Raw genomic sequence first — 16,718 nt, forward strand, 5'->3', positions numbered from 1 at the left:
GCCTGCCGACGACCAGTCCTTGCCAGGTATGTTTATGTCCAGGACAGTTGTCTCACCTCCAACCCCCATTACCCATGCCCATCCAAACCCAGGTACTGATCATCGGTGGTGGCGCCACGGGAACCGGTCTGGCCCGGGACCTTTCCCTGCGGGGCGTTTCCTGCCTTGTGGTCGAAAAACAGGACATCAATGCAGGCGCTTCCGGCGGCAATCACGGTTTGCTCCATAGTGGAGCACGGTATGTGGCCGCGGACCGTGAAGCCGCCATGGAGTGTCGGGAAGAAGGAGAGATCCTCAAAAACATGGCTCCCCAATGCATTGAGAACACGGGCGGACTCTTCGTGGCCGTGGCCGGGGACGACGAAAACTATGTGGCCCGTTTTCCCCACATGTGCCGCAAGTGCCATATTCCCTGCACCGAAATCACTCCGGACCAGGCCCGGGAATGGGAACCCTGTCTGTCCAAGGATATCATTGCGGCCTTTGAGGTGGAAGACGGGGCCATTGATCCGTTCATGCTCTCCCTGGACAATCTGGCCCACGCCATGTCCCTGGGCTGCAAGGTCATCCGCAACGCCCGGGTCACCGGATTTGACATCTCCAGCCAGGCCATCCGCCGGGTGTGCCTCACCAACGAAACCACCGGAAAAGAGTTTCACATTGAGGCCGAGATGGTGGTCAATGCGGCCGGGGCCTGGGCCGGAACCATTGCGGCCATGGCCGGAGCCGAAATCCATATTCTCTATTCCAAAGGCAGCCTTCTGGTCACTCAGGACCGGCTGGCCAAACGGGTCATCAACCGCCTGCGCAAGGCCTCTGATGCGGACATCCTGGTGCCCGGAGGCACGGTTTCCGTACTTGGAACCACCTCGGTCCGCATTGATGATCCCGACATGTACCGACCGACCATCGAGGAAACCGACAGGATGATCGACAATGCCACGGCCATGATTCCCGTGCTGGAAACAACCCGGTACATCAGGGCCTATGCCGGTGTCCGGCCTCTGGTCTTTACGGGGAAAGGCGCGGACGGCCGGAGCCTGAGCAGGGGATTTTCCCTCATTGATCACCAGGAAAACGGTGTGGACAATTTCGTATCCATCACAGGGGGCAAACTGACCACCTACCGGCTCATGGCCGAGAAAACAGCCGACATGGTCTGCCGGAAACTCGGCATCACCACGCCCTGCGCCACACGAACCACCCCCCTTCCCGCATCCAGCCGGGGACACTGGACAGAACCGGGATACGCTCCCAGATCATGGATCAGGCACAAGGCCGACAATGATCTGATTCTATGTGAATGCGAGATGGTCTCCCGCCAGGGAATCGACCAGATCATCAGCAACATGGACACCATGCGCGGCAGGTCCATGCTCACGGCCATGGGACTGCGCAGCCGGGTGGGCAAGGGCCCCTGCCAGGGAGGGTTCTGCGGTCTGCGCATCACCGGCCACCTGTATGACCAGGGACACGTCACGGGCAACCGGGGAATCAGGGAACTGACCCATTTCATCGAGGGCCGCTGGAAGGGGTTTGCCCCCATTCTCTGGGATCTTCCCCTGATGCAGGCCGAACTGCAGGAGGCCTTGTACTGCGGCATGCTCGACCTTGAGCTTCAGGCAAAAGAACAGGACAGGGACCAATGATCAAGGACACGCAGACCTGTGACCTCATGGTTATGGGCTCGGGATTTGCCGGTATGGCCGCGGCCCTGTTCGCGGCCAATCGGGGACTGAAGGTGGCCCTGTGCGGGTCCACCGGGGGCATTGATTTCAGCACCGGGCTTATTGATCTCATGGGGGTCCACCCCGTGGAAAAGGGGGTCTACTGGGACGACCCCTGGGCAGCGCGCCAGGCACTCATTGAAGATATGCCCACCCATCCCTACGCACGGGTGAGTCACGAGCATACCCGCCAGGCCATTGAGGAATTCTGCCATTTCCTGGCCCAACAGGGCCTGCCCTACACGGGTCGCGCAGAAACCAATGTCCGGATTCTCACTCCTCTGGGCACGGTCAAGCCGACCCACAAGGTTCCTGTATCAGCCTGGCAGGGAGTCCTGGCCCTGGAAGCCAAGGCGCCCACATTGATTGTGGATTTTGACGGTCTCAAGGGATTCAGCGGCAGGCAGATGGTGGAAAACCAGGGCACGAACTGGCCCGGGCTGCGCACGGCCACCATCGAATTTCCCGGATGCGCCGGGGAACTCTACCCTGAACATCTGGCGTGGATGATGAATGATGCCGCCCTGCGTGAACAATTGGCCAAACGGATTCTCGCCCTGGGCCATGACACCAGGTACATCGGTTTTCCGGCCATTCTGGGCCTTACCGAACCCACACGCATCATCCAACATCTCCAGGCGCTCACCGGAAAAACCATTTTTGAGATTCCCACCCTGCCCCCTTCCATTGCAGGCACTAGGCTGCGTCAGGCCTTTGACCGGGGTCTGCCTGCCAAAAACGTGTGCACCTTTTCCCAGAAAATGGCCCTTGATGCGCACGTTCCTGCAGGTCCCAACGAGCCCTTTGTCTTTCACCTGGGCAAATCGCGACCGGAAATCACGGTGCAGGCCCGTTTTGCCCTCCTGGCCACCGGCCGTTTCCTGGGCAAGGGACTGAAGGCCGACCGGACAACGGTCCGGGAAACGGTATTTGACCTCCCGGTCACCCAGCCCGGTCCCCGAACAGCCTGGCACAACCAGACCTTTTTGCACCCCCAGGGCCACCCCATCAACCGGTGCGGCCTGGAAACCGATGCAGCCATGCATCCCACCGACAGCTCTGCCCGGCCCATTCACCCGCGTCTTTTTGCTGCAGGAGCCATCCTGGCTCACCACGACTGGATGCGCATGAAATGCGGGGCCGGTCTGGCCCTGGCTACGGCCTTTCAGGCGGTGGCCCATATCTGCGAGCACAACAAGGCACAAGGAAACCCATGGATTTCCTGAACACGGGCGTACGCATTGCAGGCCTCATCTGCCTCATGGGCACCATCTGGCGTGTACGGGGATGGTTTTCGCGATCATGGCTTGCCCCCTGGCAGTTGCGCGCACACCATGCCGGGAAGAAGAAACAATGGTCTCTTGGCCGGGGCATGGTCACCAAAGCCCTGACCTTTTTACAGGACATCCTGCTTCTTGGGCGTACCGCCCGGACCAACCCTGTGCGCTGGGTCATGCACATGCTCATCTTCTACGGGTTCATGGGCCTGCTCCTTTTTCACGCATTGGACGACCAGATTACCCTCTCCCTATTCGACGACTACCAGCCGACCCTCAACCCCTGGCAATGGCTGCGCAATCTCTTCGGGCTCATGGTCCTTGCGGGTGTAGTACTGGCCGGAGGGCGGCGCATTGCCAACAGCAATCTGCGCGCCCTGTCCCGGATTCAGGATTGGGGACTGCTGGTCCTTGTGGCGGCCATCTGTCTGTCCGGTTTTTTGCTGGAAGCAGGCAAAATCATCTCCCCGGCCGTGTTCGAACGGATGGTCGAGGAATATGCAGGACTCGACCAGGAAGAACATCGTGCGCTGCAAACCCTGTGGGTCAGGGAGTTCGGCCTGGTGGCGCCTGCACCGATCAGCCTTGATCCGGCGGTCCTTGAGGCAGGTCGGGGCATTCACGAAGACAGCTGCGCCACCTGCCACGCGCCCATGACCTCGGCCTTTGTCTCCCTGCCCCTGGCTCGAGCCCTGCGCCCCATGGCCGGTTTTCTCAACAGCATTGGAGGGGATCGGATCTTCTGGTACGCCCATGTCCTGCTCTGTCTTGCGGGCCTGGCCCTGCTCCCCTTTGGCAAATGGTTCCATGTGCTGGCCACCCCGGCCAACCTTGTCATGCGGGAAGGACGTCAAGACAGCGTCGCCCCCGACAAGGCACTCCCCCGGGGAAACATGGCCAACGGACTGGGGCTGGACGCCTGTACCCGTTGCGGAGAGTGCAGCCTGCACTGCAGCGTTCGTCCGGCCTTTGTCATGCTGGGCAACCCGGACATCCTGCCTTCGGAAAAGCTCATTTCCCTGCGCAACCTGACCCTGGGCAAACCCCTGGACAACCACGCTCTGGAAACCCTGGTGGAAGGAAGCCGCATCTGCACCCAGTGCATGCGCTGCACAACCATCTGCCCGGCAGGCATTGATCTGCAGCGGTTGTGGATGGAATCCACCAGGAAATTGCACCAGCAAGGGCGGGGAGGTCCCAACACTGATATCCGAAAATTTCCGCCAGCCACCTGGGCCAGGGCCTTCAGCTCCCAGGAAGCCGGTATCACCAGCACTCCGGCAGGCGAGGGTCTGGCCGACCGCAGGGCCTCCTTCTGGTCCTGCATCCAGTGCACCACATGTACCAGTGTCTGCCCTGTGGTCGCTGTAAGCGAAAATCCCACCAGGGATCTGGATCTGACCCCCCAGCAGATCATGAACCTGCTGCGCATGGGCCTCAAGGAAGAAACCATGGCCGCGCGCATGGTCTGGAGCTGTACCACCTGCTACAAGTGTCAGGAATATTGCCCCCAGAATATCCCTGTGGCCGACATCCTCTATGAACTGCGCAATATCGCCTCGACCCGTCTCAGGCACCGGCGTTTTCAACATCCCAGCCACGAGGAAGTATCATGAACTACGCCTATTTCCCGGGTTGCAAGATTCCCTATCATCTTCCCGCATACGGAAAGTCGGTGAAAAACGTGTGTGCAGCCCTTGATATCGGTCTGACCGATATTGAATTTTCCTGCTGCGGATGGCCCCTCAGGCACCGCAGCTTCGAGGCGTCCATGTATGCGGCCGCGCGCAACCTGGCCCTGGCCGAACGCGAGAACCTCCCCATCATGACCCCGTGCAAATGCTGCTTTGGCAACCTCAAGCACGCCCAGGAACGCCTGGCACGAGATCAACGACTCTACGATCTTGTTGCGACCAAATTGGCTGAAGAGGGTCTGCAACCGGCGAAAAATGTCCAGGTCAGGCACCTGCTCACCGTCCTGGACAAGGACGTCGGCATCAAACGATTGGGCCAACTGGTGGTGCATCCGTTGACGGACCTGACCGTTGCCTGTCACTACGGGTGCCACGCCCTGCGCCCGAGCACGGTGACCGGATTCGACGATCCCTTTGCCCCAACCCTTTTCGAACGGATCATCCAGGCCCTTGGTGCCTCCACCGTGGACTGGGATCTGCGCCTGGAATGCTGCGGCTACCCCCTTCGTGGCCGCGATGATGTGGTTTCCACGGCGCTCATGCGCAAGAAACTTGAAAACGTCCGCGCTTCCAAAGCCCAGATCATGGCAACGGCCTGCACCTATTGCCAGATGCAATTTGAACAGGAACGGGACAAACTGCCTCCAGACGACCCCCTGCACACGGCACCCAAAGCGGTATTGTTCACGCAGCTGATGGAAAAGGCATTGAGGTTGGCATAGGGAAAAAGTACGCAGTGCGCGCACGCGGGGACGTGACCCGGAACCGATATTGCTGATTGATAGCTGATTGATATTGGTATTGATCCGGGATCCTGATCCCGGATGACATTTTTTTGTTCTCTATCCGTCATCCAGATCACCCCTTGCCACGCAGTTACCGTTTCCCCGGAGGAACGGGGTTGCCCCCCGAACCTTCCTAGCATCCATCCAATCATCTCCCCAGACGTGAAACAATCCGCCAACCGCAAACAATGGGCCGCACGCTCGGCCATCCAAAAGGCAATCCGAAGATCCCATGTGGGCATGTTCCGGGCCGCCTTTGCCATCTTGTGGGACATGGACAAAAGCTGGCTTATGTGGCGCCTGCCCATTCTGGCCATTGAGGAAGTCTGGCAGTACGCGGGCAGGGTTCCAGACCACAAGGACCCGTGTCGTCGGGCATCTGTCAAAACAGACGTGCATGACTTTCTGGAAACCCTGTGCCTCTCGGTCAAGGATCATTCCACCTATGCCCTGCTCGTTCTTCTGGATCTCCATGGCCGGGGAAGGTATGCTGGACCGGATCAGGAACCCTTCAAACGCCGCTGGCATTCCCTGGTACGCATGATCGCCTATCGGAACGCCCATGGGGACGAAGCCGTAGCCAGGGCCATTCTGGACAAGGCAACCACCCTTGAAAACCCTGAGGCCAGGGACATTGCCCGGACATGCATGGATCGGTTCGCCATCAAAGGCGGCATGGAAGGAGACCGGACCATGGCCCTTATTGGAGGATTCCTCGCCCTGACATCCTACACCGGGCTGCCGTCCAGGGCTCAACCCGCCCACCTGTCCGAGCCTGCGGACTGGCCCTGGTGGGTCTATGACCATCACACAAGTGTGGGTAAACACGTCTTCCCCCGGGTCGCACAGGAACTGGGCATGTCCAAAACGGAACTCACCCGCCTGAGTTTTGCCTTTACCGGCGGCATCAGAACTCCGGTGGCTCAGGAAGCCTTCTGGCCCCTTGAAATGGACCGTGTCCTGGACCGCCTTCACCCGGGCAGACACATGCAATGGAACCGGGTTCGGGGTGCTATCCGCCAGGCCCTTGTGGACCAGATCCGGCAAGACCCCCTGGAACAGCCCCTGACCCTGCCTTTTACCTGACACCGTCTCGGATCCTTCACCAGGGAGAACCCGGGGAAAGAGCCTGCCCCCTTGAATCTTGGGGCAATGTCTCCTATCCATTGTGGCACACCAACCGAATTTTCCGTCCCTGGACCTACACCCCAACCAAGGAGCAAACATGGCAACCTACATTGGCGCCATCGACCAGGGAACCACCAGCAGCCGGTTCATCATCTTTGACAAGCACGGCCGTATCGTGGGCATGGACCAGAAGGAGCACAGACAGATCTATCCCCGCCCGGGCTGGGTGGAACACGATCCCCTGGAGATATGGAAAAATACCCAGGAGGTCATTGCCGGCGCCCTGGCCAAATCCGGCATCAGGGGCAACCAGCTCCAGGCCGTGGGCATCACCAACCAGCGTGAAACAACGGTTGTCTGGGATCGCCACACCGGCAAACCCTTTTACAACGCCATTGTCTGGCAATGCACCCGAACCCATGAAATATGCAAACAACTCATGGCCGAGGGAGGACAGGACCGTTTTCGGGACATAACCGGCCTGCCTGTTGCCACCTATTTTTCAGGCCCCAAGATCAAATGGATTCTGGACAATATCCCCGAGGCCCGCAATGCGGCCCAACAGGGAGACGCCATGTTCGGAACCATTGAAACCTGGATCATCTGGTGGCTCACCGGCGGTCCCAGGGGGGGAGCCCATGTGACCGACGTGACCAACGCCAGCCGGACCATGCTCATGAATCTGCACACCCTGACTTGGGATGAGGACATTTTGTCCGTCTTGGACATTCCCGATCAGGGCCTTCCGCGCATTGTTCCGTCTTCCGACGAGGCCACCTGGGGCCCAACCTGCGAGGACGGGCCCTTTGGAGCTCGCATTCCGGTCTGCGGAGCCGTGGGCGACCAGCAGGCCGCTCTGGTCGGCCAGACCTGTTTTGCCCCGGGTGAAGCCAAAAACACCTATGGGACGGGCTGCTTTCTCCTCATGCATACCGGGCACAAGCCCATGGTCTCCCGACACGGACTGATCACCACCCTGGCCTACCAGTTCAGCGGACGCAAACCCTCATACTGCCTGGAAGGATCCATTGCCATTGCCGGCGCCCTGGTCCAATGGCTGCGGGACAATCTGAACATGTTTGATTCCGCTCCCCAGGTGGAGGAGCTGGCCCGTCAGGTGGAGGATACCGGCGGTATGTATATTGTGCCCGCATTTTCCGGACTTTTTGCCCCGTATTGGCGGCCTGACGCCCGGGGAGTCATGGTGGGGCTGACCCGTTACATCAACAAGAACCATATTGCCCGGGCGGCCCTGGAAGCCACGGCCTACCAGACCAGGGACATCGTGGAGGCCATGAACAAGGATTCCGGAGTCAAGCTCACCAAACTCAAGGCCGACGGAGGCATGGTCCACAACAACCTGCTCATGCAATTCCAGGCCAATATCCTTGACGTGCCCGTGGTCCGACCCAAGGTTGCGGAAACCACCTGCCTGGGCGCCGCCTATGCTGCAGGCATTGCCAGCGGCTACTGGTCCGGTCGGGAGGATCTGTACAACAATTGGGAAGAGGACATCACCTGGTACCCCGACATGCTCCAGGAGGTTCGGGACAAGGGCTACCAGGGCTGGCAAAAGGCCGTGGCCAGGACCCTGGACTGGGAGGCATAAAGATATCTCCCAATCCACACCGTATGACTTCAACAAAAAAACGCCCGGCAGGACATCATCCTGACGGGCGTTTGCCTTTGAAGGCCGACCTTCTCCTGGCCTATGGGGCCATGTTCCGAAGACGCCGGACCCTTTCCTCGGTGGGGGGATGGGTGCTGAAAAGTCTGGCAACGGACATGCCCGCAAAGGGATTGACAATAAACATATTCTCGGTGGCCGGATTGCCGTGCTGCAAAGGCATGCTCCGGCTATAGGCATCAAGCTTTTCCAGGGCATTGGCCAGATAATGGGGATTGCCAGCCAGGCGGGCCCCTGTCTCATCGGCCAGAAATTCCCTGGACCGGGAAATGGCCATCTGAATAAGGGAGGCCGCAATGGGGGCGATCAGGGCAAAGACAAAGGCAACCAGGGGGCTGCCACCTTCCTCGTCATCACGGCTACCGAATCCGAACAGGGTGGCCCACTTGACCATGTTGGCCACGATCATGATGGCCCCGGCCAGGGTGGCGGCCACGGACTGGATAAGGATATCGCGATTCTTCACATGCCCCATTTCATGGGCCAGAACACCCTTGATCTCTTCGGGCGACAGCGTCTGCAAAAGACCCTGGGTCACGGCCACCACCGCGTGCTTGGGATCACGTCCCGTGGCAAAGGCATTGGGGGTGTTCTCGGGAACCAGGACCACCCTGGGTTTGGGCAACCCGGCCCGTTGGGCAAGTTCCTCGACAATGGAATGGATCATGGGGGCATCCGAAGGGGACAGATCCACGGCCCGGTACATGGAGAGAACGATCTTGTCCGAGTACCAGTAACTGCCCACATTCATGACCACGGCAATGAGGAAGGCCACCACCATTCCGGTTTGTCCCCCCAGAAAACGCCCAAACAGAATGATCAAGGCGGTAAGAACGGCCAAAAGCACTCCGGTTCGCAATTGAGAACTCAAGCTGATCCCTCCAATAATGTTCTTTCATTCACCCAGCTAACAAACCTACAACCTGATGACACCGATTACCCTACCCGTCCTGAACCTGGATCCGCCTGCCGTCCTGTTTCGCGACATGCTTGGGCAGGGTCACACTCACAATCCCCTGTTGCATGACGGCCTTGATGGCCGAGGTATCTGCATCATGGGGGAGATCGAATCGTCTGGCAAAAGGACCGTAGGAACGTTCCAGAACATGATAGGCGCTTCCTCCCACATCCTTTTCATGTCGACGCTCACCGTAGATGACCAGTTCATGGCCAATGACTTCGATACTCACGGCATCCCTTTCCAAACCGGCGAGCTCCACCTCAATGACATAGCTGTCACGAGTTTCATAAACATCAGCCACCGGCTTGAAGTGGGCCTGACGTTCCCGGGCAGGATAAAAGGAAGGATCATCGTCGTGAACTTCCTCCATCATTCTGCCGATTTCGTCCTTCATGGCCTGGATCTCGAGCCAGGGGTTCCGCGTGAACTTGGCCATCAGGCAGTCTCCTCTCCGTTGGGGTGTATCAGCCGGCCACATCTGTCTCAAAGCCAACAACAGGTCTGGAATTGTTTAACCATTTGGGAGATCGTGTCAACGGTGCCAACCTGTTTTCACCAACCTGCAGAAAAAGACTTGACTTTCAATCAAATTTCATAAAAGTAATAATTATTGATAACAACTACGAGGTCAATCCATGAACACCCCATCCCCAGCTCGTCGGCTGACCAAACAGCGCCAGATCATTCTGGAAAAATTGCGGGCCGTCACCTCTCATCCCACAGCAGATGAGGTGTACGACATGGTCCGCAAGGATCTTCCCAAAATCAGTTTGGGCACCGTGTATCGCAACCTTGAAGTCCTGAACGCCGATGGCCACATCCAGATCATTCGGGCCCCCGGCGGGCAGAAGCGGTTTGATGCAGACACAAGCCCCCACCACCACGTGGTGTGCATCCATTGCGGCGCTGTTGGGGATGTGTTCAACGTCAAGGACAACCCCGTGGATCAGACACGCATGATGTCCGATTTCACCATCCTCGGTCAAACAACCTTTTTTTACGGGATCTGTCCGCAGTGCCAGCCCAAGAGCGTGCCCAATGCGCCCCGGGGCATCTCATGATATGTCGGCTTGCCCTCTTGCCCCGTCCCGTTTTCTGGTTATTGTTGTAGGTTAATGTCATTTTCAATGTACCAAACAAGCTTATGGAGAATCACATGAAATCGATCAAGGGAACACGTACTGAAAAGAATCTGTTGACTGCTTTTGCCGGAGAATCCCAGGCTCGCAACCGTTATGACTATTTTGCCAGCCAGGCCAAAAAAGAAGGGTATGTCCAGATCTCTCAGATCTTTGCCGAAACCGCTCTTCAGGAAAAGGAACACGCCAAAAGGCTGTTCAAGTTCATGGAAGGCGGAGATGTGGAAATCCAGGCCGCCTATCCTTGCGGAGTGATCGGGACCACCGAGGAAAATCTCGTGGCCGCTGCCAGTGGCGAACACCATGAACACGAGAGCATGTATCCCGAATTTGCCGACATTGCCCAGGAAGAAGGGTTCCCCGTGATTGCCGCTGCCATGCGCAGCATCGCTGTTGCCGAAAAGCAGCACGAAAAACGGTTCCTGGATCTCGTGGAAAACATCAGGCAGGGCCGGGTGTTCAAACGGGAGGAAAAAGTTGTCTGGAGATGCATCAATTGCGGCTTCATCATCGAGGCCACCGAGCCCCCGGCCAAGTGTCCCGCCTGCGATCACGAGCAGAAGTACTTCGAACTCCTTGGAGAAAACTGGTAGCACTCCCTTTGGCCCGCATGTATCATGTCAACCTTGCCGAAGAGAGAGGCAACCATGGCTCATCCTGAAGAAATGTACAGGTGTCAGACCGTTAATTGTGGCTATGTATACGACCCCGACCGGGGCGACCGCAAGGGCAAGATTCCCAAGGGTACCGCATTCGAGGACCTTCCTGACGACTGGAAATGCCCCATTTGCGGCGCCTCGAAAAAAGCCTTCCGCCCTCTTGCCGGTCCGGGCTCAGTGGGGTAGGGTGAACCCCTCTTCTTTCATTTCACCCTTTAAGGAGAAGCAAGATCATGGAAAAGTATATATGCACTGTTTGCGGTTACGTTTACGATCCTGCCGAAGGTGATCCTGATAGCGATATCGCTCCTGGGACCGCTTTTGCCGATCTTCCCGAAGATTGGGTCTGTCCGGTGTGTGGCGCAGACAAGGACGCGTTCGCCCTGGAAGCATAAAAGAACATCAAAACGCCCTTCCCCCGTAGGATTGCGGGGGAAGGACCAATAAATACCATTCATTTCAGGGTATCAGGTTGCACGTTCAGGGTTTGAGGCGAGACCTCTGCGTTCCTTTGCGCTTTGTGCGGTGAAAGAACGTTTTTTGGTGCTGGTTGCTGCTTCATCCCGTCCAAGGGATTACACATGTTCCCCCCGGATGAGGAAGCACCCTGCAAGGCAGCAGCTTGCAGAAGGCGAACCTATTGGCCCCTCTTCTGAACACGAAACCCACCCCTCAACCCCGAACCATTCGGAGTTCATATGGCTGTCGTTCAAATCAAGGACAATGTATACTGGGTCGGAGCCATCGACTGGAACGATCATGATTTCCATGGTTATTCCACCGCACCCAAGGGCACCACCTACAACGCCTACCTGGTGATCGATGACAAGATCACCCTTTTTGATACGGTCAAGGAAGAATTCAAGATGGACCTCTACCATCAGATCCGCAGTCTGGTGAAACTGGAGGACATCGACTACATTGTGGCCAATCACATGGAACCCGATCATTCAGGCGCCCTGCCCTGGATCATGGAACAGGCCAAACCCGAAAAGCTGTTCTGCTCCAAGATGGGTAAAAAAGCCCTGCTGGAACTCTTCCACGATGAAACATGGCCCTATGAGGTCGTGGGTACCGGGGACTCCATCTCTCTGGGCAAAAAAACCGTCACGTTCCTGGAAACCCGCATGGTCCACTGGCCGGATTCCATGTTTTCCTATATTCTCGAGGACAAACTGCTCATCTCCCAGGACGCCTTTGGACAAAACCTCGCCACAGTGGAACGATTCGACGACGAGGTGGACATCGACGCCCTCATGGACGAAGCCAGCTTCTACTATGCCAACATCGTCCTCCCCTACTCCCCCCAGGTCCGCAAGGTTTTTGACAATCTGGGCAAATCCGGCTGGGAAATCGACATGATCGCTCCGGATCACGGCATTATCTGGCGTTCCCATGTGGACAAAATTCTCCAGGCCTACGATCGGTACAGCCGTCAGGTCACCGGCAACAAGGCGGTCATTGTCTACGACACCATGTGGCACAGTACGGAAAAGATGGCCAAGGCCATTGGCGAGGGGCTCAATGATGAAGGTGTCAGTTACAGACTCATGCACCTCAAGGCCTACCATCACAGTCAGGTCATGGGCGAACTGGCTGATGCCACGGCCGTGATCTGCGGATCGCCCACCCACAACAACGGTATATTGCCATTGGTGGCCGACTTTCTGACCTACATGAAGGGACTGCGCCCCATGAATCGCGTGGGAGCCGCTTTCGGGTCCTACGGCTGGAGCGGTGAGTCCGTGAAACATCTCACAGAACTCATGGAATCGGCCAAGATCGAAATGGTTGGCGAAGGCATTCGCGTCAGAAACCGTCCCACCCACGAAGACCTTGCCAGCTGTCGTGAACTCGGCCGCAGCGTGGCCAAGGCCATCAAGGAAAAACTTGCTGCCCATGCATAAAACATCCCCGAGCCCTTCGCGCCCCCTTTCCGGACGCACGGTCAAAAAAGCGGTCTTTGCTATTCTCGGAAGCGGGAACTGGGAAGAACGCCTTGCCGAACTGGACGCCTATCCTTCGGAAAAGGTCATTGGCCCGTTGTTTTCGGCATTGTGCAACAGCGATCCCCTGATCCGCTGGCACGCCATCACCGGCTTTGGCAGAGTCATGATCACCCTTACGGACCAGGCTCCGGAACGGGCCCGTGTGGTCATGCGTCGGTTCATCTGGAACCTGAACGACGAATCCGGTGGCATTGGATGGGGAGCGCCCGAAGCCATGGGGGAGATCATGGCCAACGTGCCCAAACTGGCCAACGAGTTCCACCCTGTGCTCATGCACTACATCTTTGATCGGGATGGCAAGCCGGACAGCTTCCTCGAACACATGCCTCTGCGCAGGGGTGCCTTCTGGGGCATTGGTCGCCTGCTCCAACAGCGGCCTGATCTGGCCCCCAAGGCCCTTCCCCTGCTGGTCAAGCAGCTTCAACGGGAAGACGATCCTGAAATCATCGGTCTGGCCATCAGAGCCCTTGGCTTTATCAACGACATCAACGCCCGAAGCGTCATTGCCCGCTTTACGGATGATCCCCGACAGATTGACGTCTACATGGATCGCAAACTCCAGAGCGTGACCATTGGCCAACTGGCCCGCAGGGGGCTCGAAACAACGCCGAAAACCCTGTAACAACAGCAAGGAGGAACGATCATGACCGAGGAAGCACCAATGGTTGCCTGTCCCATGTGTGCGACTCCGTGCAAAGTATCCGCCACTGATTCCCGTCACTGGATACAATGCCCGGTATGCGGCTATTTGAGCAGGAAATACGAATCCAGGGACAAGCTCAAAAAGGCCCTTGATCCGACCTCTGACAAAAAACAATAACAAGAACCTCCACGAACGACAAAGGCCCCCAGTGCTTGCAAGCACTGGGGGCCTTTGTCGTTCGTGAAAGCAGGCAACCCCGGGCCGGAAGGCAAACCAGGACGACGCCATTGCGGCCGTGTACCGACATCCAAAACGAAAAAACGTCCTGTTCAGGGTGTTTTCATGAGACTCATATTCCGAAAAGTCGAGGCCATCCCGTAGTGGTGGCCGTCCATGTCTTCCATGGACTCGGTATGACAGACACCGCATTGCCTGTTGGCCCCGATGGGCAATGCATTTCCCTGATACTGCAGGGGAGGAATATTGTCCCGATCCCGGCCATAGATATTGGTGGCCGGATAATTGGCATGGGTAGAACCGTGACAGGCTTGGCACCTGACGCCCATGTCGTCGGTACGCACTCTGAAAAGCTCGGCCGCACCCGAGGTCCAGGCATTGAATCCCGACACGTCCCTGGACGCCGGGGGTTCAAAATCAACATGGCAGTTCAGACAATCGGGCTCGCCCAGCCAGGGATTTCGGGGATTGATGGCCTCTTTGGAATCGACCACCCGCGGTTGCAGATCGGCCATCAGGCGGGATGCGCTCTTGATGCCCCGCTGATCCTCATATTTCAAGAGGCTCAGGGCGTGATCCTCCAGGGTGCCGTGACAGCTAATGCAGGTCAGTCCAATGCCGGCATGCACCCCGCGCAAACATCCGGTGGCTCCGGTATTTTTGGCTGGATGACACCGAAAACAGGCTGTTTCATCCCGGTTGGTCAGGTAGTTGGCATGCCATCCATGAATGGCCGCCGGAAAACTGATCACCCCTTCCTTGCCCTTGGCCCCAAGAACAGGATCCTTGTGACAGCTTTGGCACAGACGCGGCTTTCCCTTGAGGGCATCCTTGAGCAGGGTTGTCTTGTTGATCCGATCATGCACGGCCAGAATGTCGGCTGAGGTTGCATCCGTAAATCCGGCCACCCCGGCAACGCGCCAGGTTCCCCCATGGCAGTTCTTGCATCCCATTTCCGTGGACGTGGGGGCCACGCAGCGCGTTGTGGCCAGAATCTCACCCGTTTCCCTGTCTCTGGCCGTAATGGTAAACAGGGGATAGGGATTGAAGGATCCGTCATCGGCATAAGGGACAACCGGAACCAGTGTGGCTTCAAATCCGCTTCCATCCGCACTCGGTTTCATCACCCCTGCGACCCTGTTGCCGGAAACCCCCACATTAACCGGCAAAGGTGCATCCAGGCCGAACAGGGACTGGGCGAATTCCCAGAACCGGACATGACCGGCAGGATTTTCAAAACCGGGCTCGACCTCATAGGCAAGTTCAACCCCCTCGGTAACCACTTCTGGTGAATCCCCCCGTCTGATGAGCTGGGCATGGATATCATTGGCCGGAGGAAGCAGGATCCAATACGGATCACTGTCGGAGATGCAGTGCATGCCCAGGTTGTTCCAGGCCAGAAGCACATACTCGTCATTGACCTTGTCCGGCACTTCGGTGGCCAGCTGGGCGGGCTTTTGAGCCGGTCCATCGTTCAGATGGGGATTGCCCTGATGCAGCCCGTTGATGACATAGGTTGCCAGAGCCTTTCGCTCCTGCGGGGTACCCACAAAGGGAGGCATATACCTGACCAGTTTGCCCTGCCCGTTGAGCTGGGAGTCGAGGCCGAAAACCGAGAACTTTTCGGTCAGGGGAAGAATATCGTTCATGGGCCCGCCAATGGAGTGGCAGGAAGCGCATTGGAGCTGGAAGAGTTCCTGGCCCGCCTGCATCTCGTTTTCCGGGGTGACCTTGTCCACGGATGTCCACTTGGCGACTGAAAGCACGCCAACGGTGTTCAGATCATCCACGGCTGCGGGCAAGATGGAATTGGAATACATGTATCCGTTGATCAGATAGGGTTTTCTGGCTGCTTCACGGGAAAACTCAAAACATCCCATGTAGCCCAATCCAATGGCCAGAAGCACCAATGCGGTGGGACGCTTGATGGTTGCGGGCATTCTGATGGCCATGAACAGGCCGCCCAGCATGATCACGCCGCCAAGGACCAAAAAGCCCGGCACAAACAGGCCAAGCTTTTGTATCTTGAAGACCACCATCTGGTAGGCATACTCGGGAAAGCTGGCCACATACCACCAGCCCGACAAAATGACGCCGATAAAGGGAAGGACCGTCCAGAGGGAACAGCAACGAACCACGGTCAGACGGGTTGTATCGTCCTTGATTCGCGTCGCCGTGATAAAAGCAAACAGCCCGGCAAAAATACAGGCCATAAAGGTTCTGAAAAGCACGGACGGCCAGAATACCGGATTGAAAAACCCATGCCAGAAATTTCTGGTTTCGAGCCATTTACCCGGGGCAAGCATGAAATCGATGATCCCGGTAACAAAGAACAACGAGAGCCAGGCAAACACAAAATAGAGCCAGCCAACAAGAAGGTGATCCCGCGGTTTCATCCGATCAAAGGCGTAGTAATACACGAGCAGGGCCACGATCTCGCCCAGAAAACAGACCCATTCCGTTGCCCAGCCGAACACAAAGGAGTGAATCAGGGTTGATGTAGCCTGCGGGCTGCTCAGGGCAATGGAAAACCAGATGCCGACGCCGGTCAACCCGCCGAATACCATGCTCAAAAGCAGGAAGAATCTGGTGTGTTTCTTCACATAGGCCAGCATGATCGGAGAATGTTCCCGACGGGCCTTATGTTCGGTGAGAACCAGAAACAGGCCACCGCCCACGGCAAAATGGGCCACATATACATGAACGACAGCGATCAGGGCGATCCAGAAACCGCCTGCAAGGGTTGTCAATTGCCAAATGGGATATTCCATG

At 57.4% G+C, this 16,718-nt stretch carries 16 protein-coding genes; 13 read left to right on the top strand and 3 right to left on the bottom strand.

The genetic code is table 11. The features are described from left to right. Positions 1-74: 74 nt before the first annotated feature. The 6 genes from glpA (at position 75) to glpK (ending at position 8,220) form a co-directional block, all read left to right on the top strand. Positions 75-1,649: an anaerobic glycerol-3-phosphate dehydrogenase subunit GlpA gene (gene glpA, locus DPF_RS02365; protein ID WP_069857267.1), complete on the top strand. Its 1,575-nt coding sequence runs from the start codon at positions 75-77 to the stop codon at positions 1,647-1,649. Then, entirely contained in the window at positions 1,646-2,953 is a 1,308-nt protein-coding gene (glpB, locus tag DPF_RS02370; RefSeq protein WP_069857268.1) for a glycerol-3-phosphate dehydrogenase subunit GlpB, read from the top strand. The genes glpA and glpB overlap by 4 nt, the downstream gene beginning before the upstream one ends. Beyond that, complete coding sequence (locus tag DPF_RS02375; protein WP_069857269.1) at positions 2,941-4,620, top strand: 4Fe-4S dicluster domain-containing protein; 1,680 nt, start codon at positions 2,941-2,943, stop codon at positions 4,618-4,620. The genes glpB and DPF_RS02375 overlap by 13 nt, the downstream gene beginning before the upstream one ends. Further along, the gene (locus tag DPF_RS02380; RefSeq protein WP_069857270.1) at positions 4,617-5,420 is read left to right on the top strand and encodes a CoB--CoM heterodisulfide reductase iron-sulfur subunit B family protein; all 804 of its coding nucleotides are present in this window, start codon (positions 4,617-4,619) and stop codon (positions 5,418-5,420) included. The genes DPF_RS02375 and DPF_RS02380 overlap by 4 nt, the downstream gene beginning before the upstream one ends. Before the next feature lie 225 nt (positions 5,421-5,645). Further along, positions 5,646-6,569, top strand: coding sequence for a hypothetical protein (locus DPF_RS02385; protein ID WP_069857271.1), 924 nt, complete (start codon positions 5,646-5,648; stop codon positions 6,567-6,569). A gap of 139 nt (positions 6,570-6,708) precedes the next feature. Then, entirely contained in the window at positions 6,709-8,220 is a 1,512-nt protein-coding gene (gene glpK / locus DPF_RS02390; RefSeq protein ID WP_069857272.1) for a glycerol kinase GlpK, read from the top strand. Positions 8,221-8,320: 100 nt separating this feature from the next. Here glpK and htpX read toward each other — a convergent pair whose 3' ends face one another. Together htpX and DPF_RS02400 are read right to left on the bottom strand one after the other, a co-directional pair. Next, entirely contained in the window at positions 8,321-9,169 is an 849-nt protein-coding gene (gene htpX / locus DPF_RS02395) for a zinc metalloprotease HtpX (RefSeq protein ID WP_069857273.1), read from the bottom strand. 70 nt (positions 9,170-9,239) lie between these two features. Continuing rightward, entirely contained in the window at positions 9,240-9,695 is a 456-nt protein-coding gene (locus tag DPF_RS02400; protein ID WP_069857274.1) for an Hsp20/alpha crystallin family protein, read from the bottom strand. A gap of 199 nt (positions 9,696-9,894) precedes the next feature. Between DPF_RS02400 and DPF_RS02405 the strand changes: the two genes are divergently transcribed. The 7 genes from DPF_RS02405 (at position 9,895) to DPF_RS13970 (ending at position 13,886) form a co-directional block, all read left to right on the top strand. After that, complete coding sequence (locus DPF_RS02405) at positions 9,895-10,320, top strand: Fur family transcriptional regulator (protein ID WP_069857275.1); 426 nt, start codon at positions 9,895-9,897, stop codon at positions 10,318-10,320. Positions 10,321-10,415: 95 nt separating this feature from the next. Then, entirely contained in the window at positions 10,416-10,991 is a 576-nt protein-coding gene (gene rbr / locus DPF_RS02410; RefSeq protein WP_069857276.1) for a rubrerythrin, read from the top strand. Between the two features lie 54 nt (positions 10,992-11,045). Next, positions 11,046-11,243 (top strand): rubredoxin, encoded by a 198-nt coding sequence (locus DPF_RS02415; protein WP_069857277.1) that lies wholly within the window; start codon positions 11,046-11,048, stop codon positions 11,241-11,243. 47 nt (positions 11,244-11,290) lie between these two features. Beyond that, positions 11,291-11,452: a rubredoxin gene (rd, locus tag DPF_RS02420; protein WP_069857278.1), complete on the top strand. Its 162-nt coding sequence runs from the start codon at positions 11,291-11,293 to the stop codon at positions 11,450-11,452. Positions 11,453-11,755: 303 nt separating this feature from the next. Beyond that, entirely contained in the window at positions 11,756-12,964 is a 1,209-nt protein-coding gene (locus tag DPF_RS02425; RefSeq protein ID WP_069857279.1) for an FprA family A-type flavoprotein, read from the top strand. Next, positions 12,957-13,688, top strand: coding sequence for a DVU0298 family protein (locus DPF_RS02430; protein ID WP_069857320.1), 732 nt, complete (start codon positions 12,957-12,959; stop codon positions 13,686-13,688). Before DPF_RS02425 ends, DPF_RS02430 begins: the two co-directional genes overlap by 8 nt. A 21-nt stretch (positions 13,689-13,709) precedes the next feature. Further along, positions 13,710-13,886 (top strand): hypothetical protein, encoded by a 177-nt coding sequence (locus tag DPF_RS13970; protein WP_176724141.1) that lies wholly within the window; start codon positions 13,710-13,712, stop codon positions 13,884-13,886. A 152-nt stretch (positions 13,887-14,038) separates the two neighbouring features. Here DPF_RS13970 and DPF_RS02435 read toward each other — a convergent pair whose 3' ends face one another. Continuing rightward, entirely contained in the window at positions 14,039-16,717 is a 2,679-nt protein-coding gene (locus DPF_RS02435) for a cytochrome ubiquinol oxidase subunit I (protein WP_069857280.1), read from the bottom strand. Position 16,718 lies beyond the last annotated feature (1 nt).

It is taken from the genome of Desulfoplanes formicivorans, assembly GCF_001748225.1.
Taxonomy (GTDB): Bacteria; Desulfobacterota; Desulfovibrionia; order Desulfovibrionales; family Desulfomicrobiaceae; genus Desulfoplanes; species Desulfoplanes formicivorans.

Bases quoted from the DNA above. Each gene is read 5' to 3' on its own strand.
- DPF_RS02405 (WP_069857275.1), top strand. From the start codon at position 9,895: ATGAACACCCCATCCCCAGCTCGTCGGCTGACCAAACAGCGCCAGATC.
- glpB (WP_069857268.1), top strand. From the start codon at position 1,646: ATGATCAAGGACACGCAGACCTGTGACCTCATGGTTATGGGCTCGGGA.
- DPF_RS02375 (WP_069857269.1), top strand. From the start codon at position 2,941: ATGGATTTCCTGAACACGGGCGTACGCATTGCAGGCCTCATCTGCCTC.
- DPF_RS13970 (WP_176724141.1), top strand. From the start codon at position 13,710: ATGACCGAGGAAGCACCAATGGTTGCCTGTCCCATGTGTGCGACTCCG.
- DPF_RS02430 (WP_069857320.1), top strand. From the start codon at position 12,957: ATGCATAAAACATCCCCGAGCCCTTCGCGCCCCCTTTCCGGACGCACG.
- DPF_RS02425 (WP_069857279.1), top strand. From the start codon at position 11,756: ATGGCTGTCGTTCAAATCAAGGACAATGTATACTGGGTCGGAGCCATC.
- rd (WP_069857278.1), top strand. From the start codon at position 11,291: ATGGAAAAGTATATATGCACTGTTTGCGGTTACGTTTACGATCCTGCC.
- glpA (WP_069857267.1), top strand. From the start codon at position 75: ATGCCCATCCAAACCCAGGTACTGATCATCGGTGGTGGCGCCACGGGA.
- DPF_RS02415 (WP_069857277.1), top strand. From the start codon at position 11,046: ATGGCTCATCCTGAAGAAATGTACAGGTGTCAGACCGTTAATTGTGGC.
- DPF_RS02400 (WP_069857274.1), bottom strand. From the start codon at position 9,695: ATGGCCAAGTTCACGCGGAACCCCTGGCTCGAGATCCAGGCCATGAAG.
- DPF_RS02435 (WP_069857280.1), bottom strand. From the start codon at position 16,717: ATGGAATATCCCATTTGGCAATTGACAACCCTTGCAGGCGGTTTCTGG.
- glpK (WP_069857272.1), top strand. From the start codon at position 6,709: ATGGCAACCTACATTGGCGCCATCGACCAGGGAACCACCAGCAGCCGG.
- rbr (WP_069857276.1), top strand. From the start codon at position 10,416: ATGAAATCGATCAAGGGAACACGTACTGAAAAGAATCTGTTGACTGCT.
- DPF_RS02380 (WP_069857270.1), top strand. From the start codon at position 4,617: ATGAACTACGCCTATTTCCCGGGTTGCAAGATTCCCTATCATCTTCCC.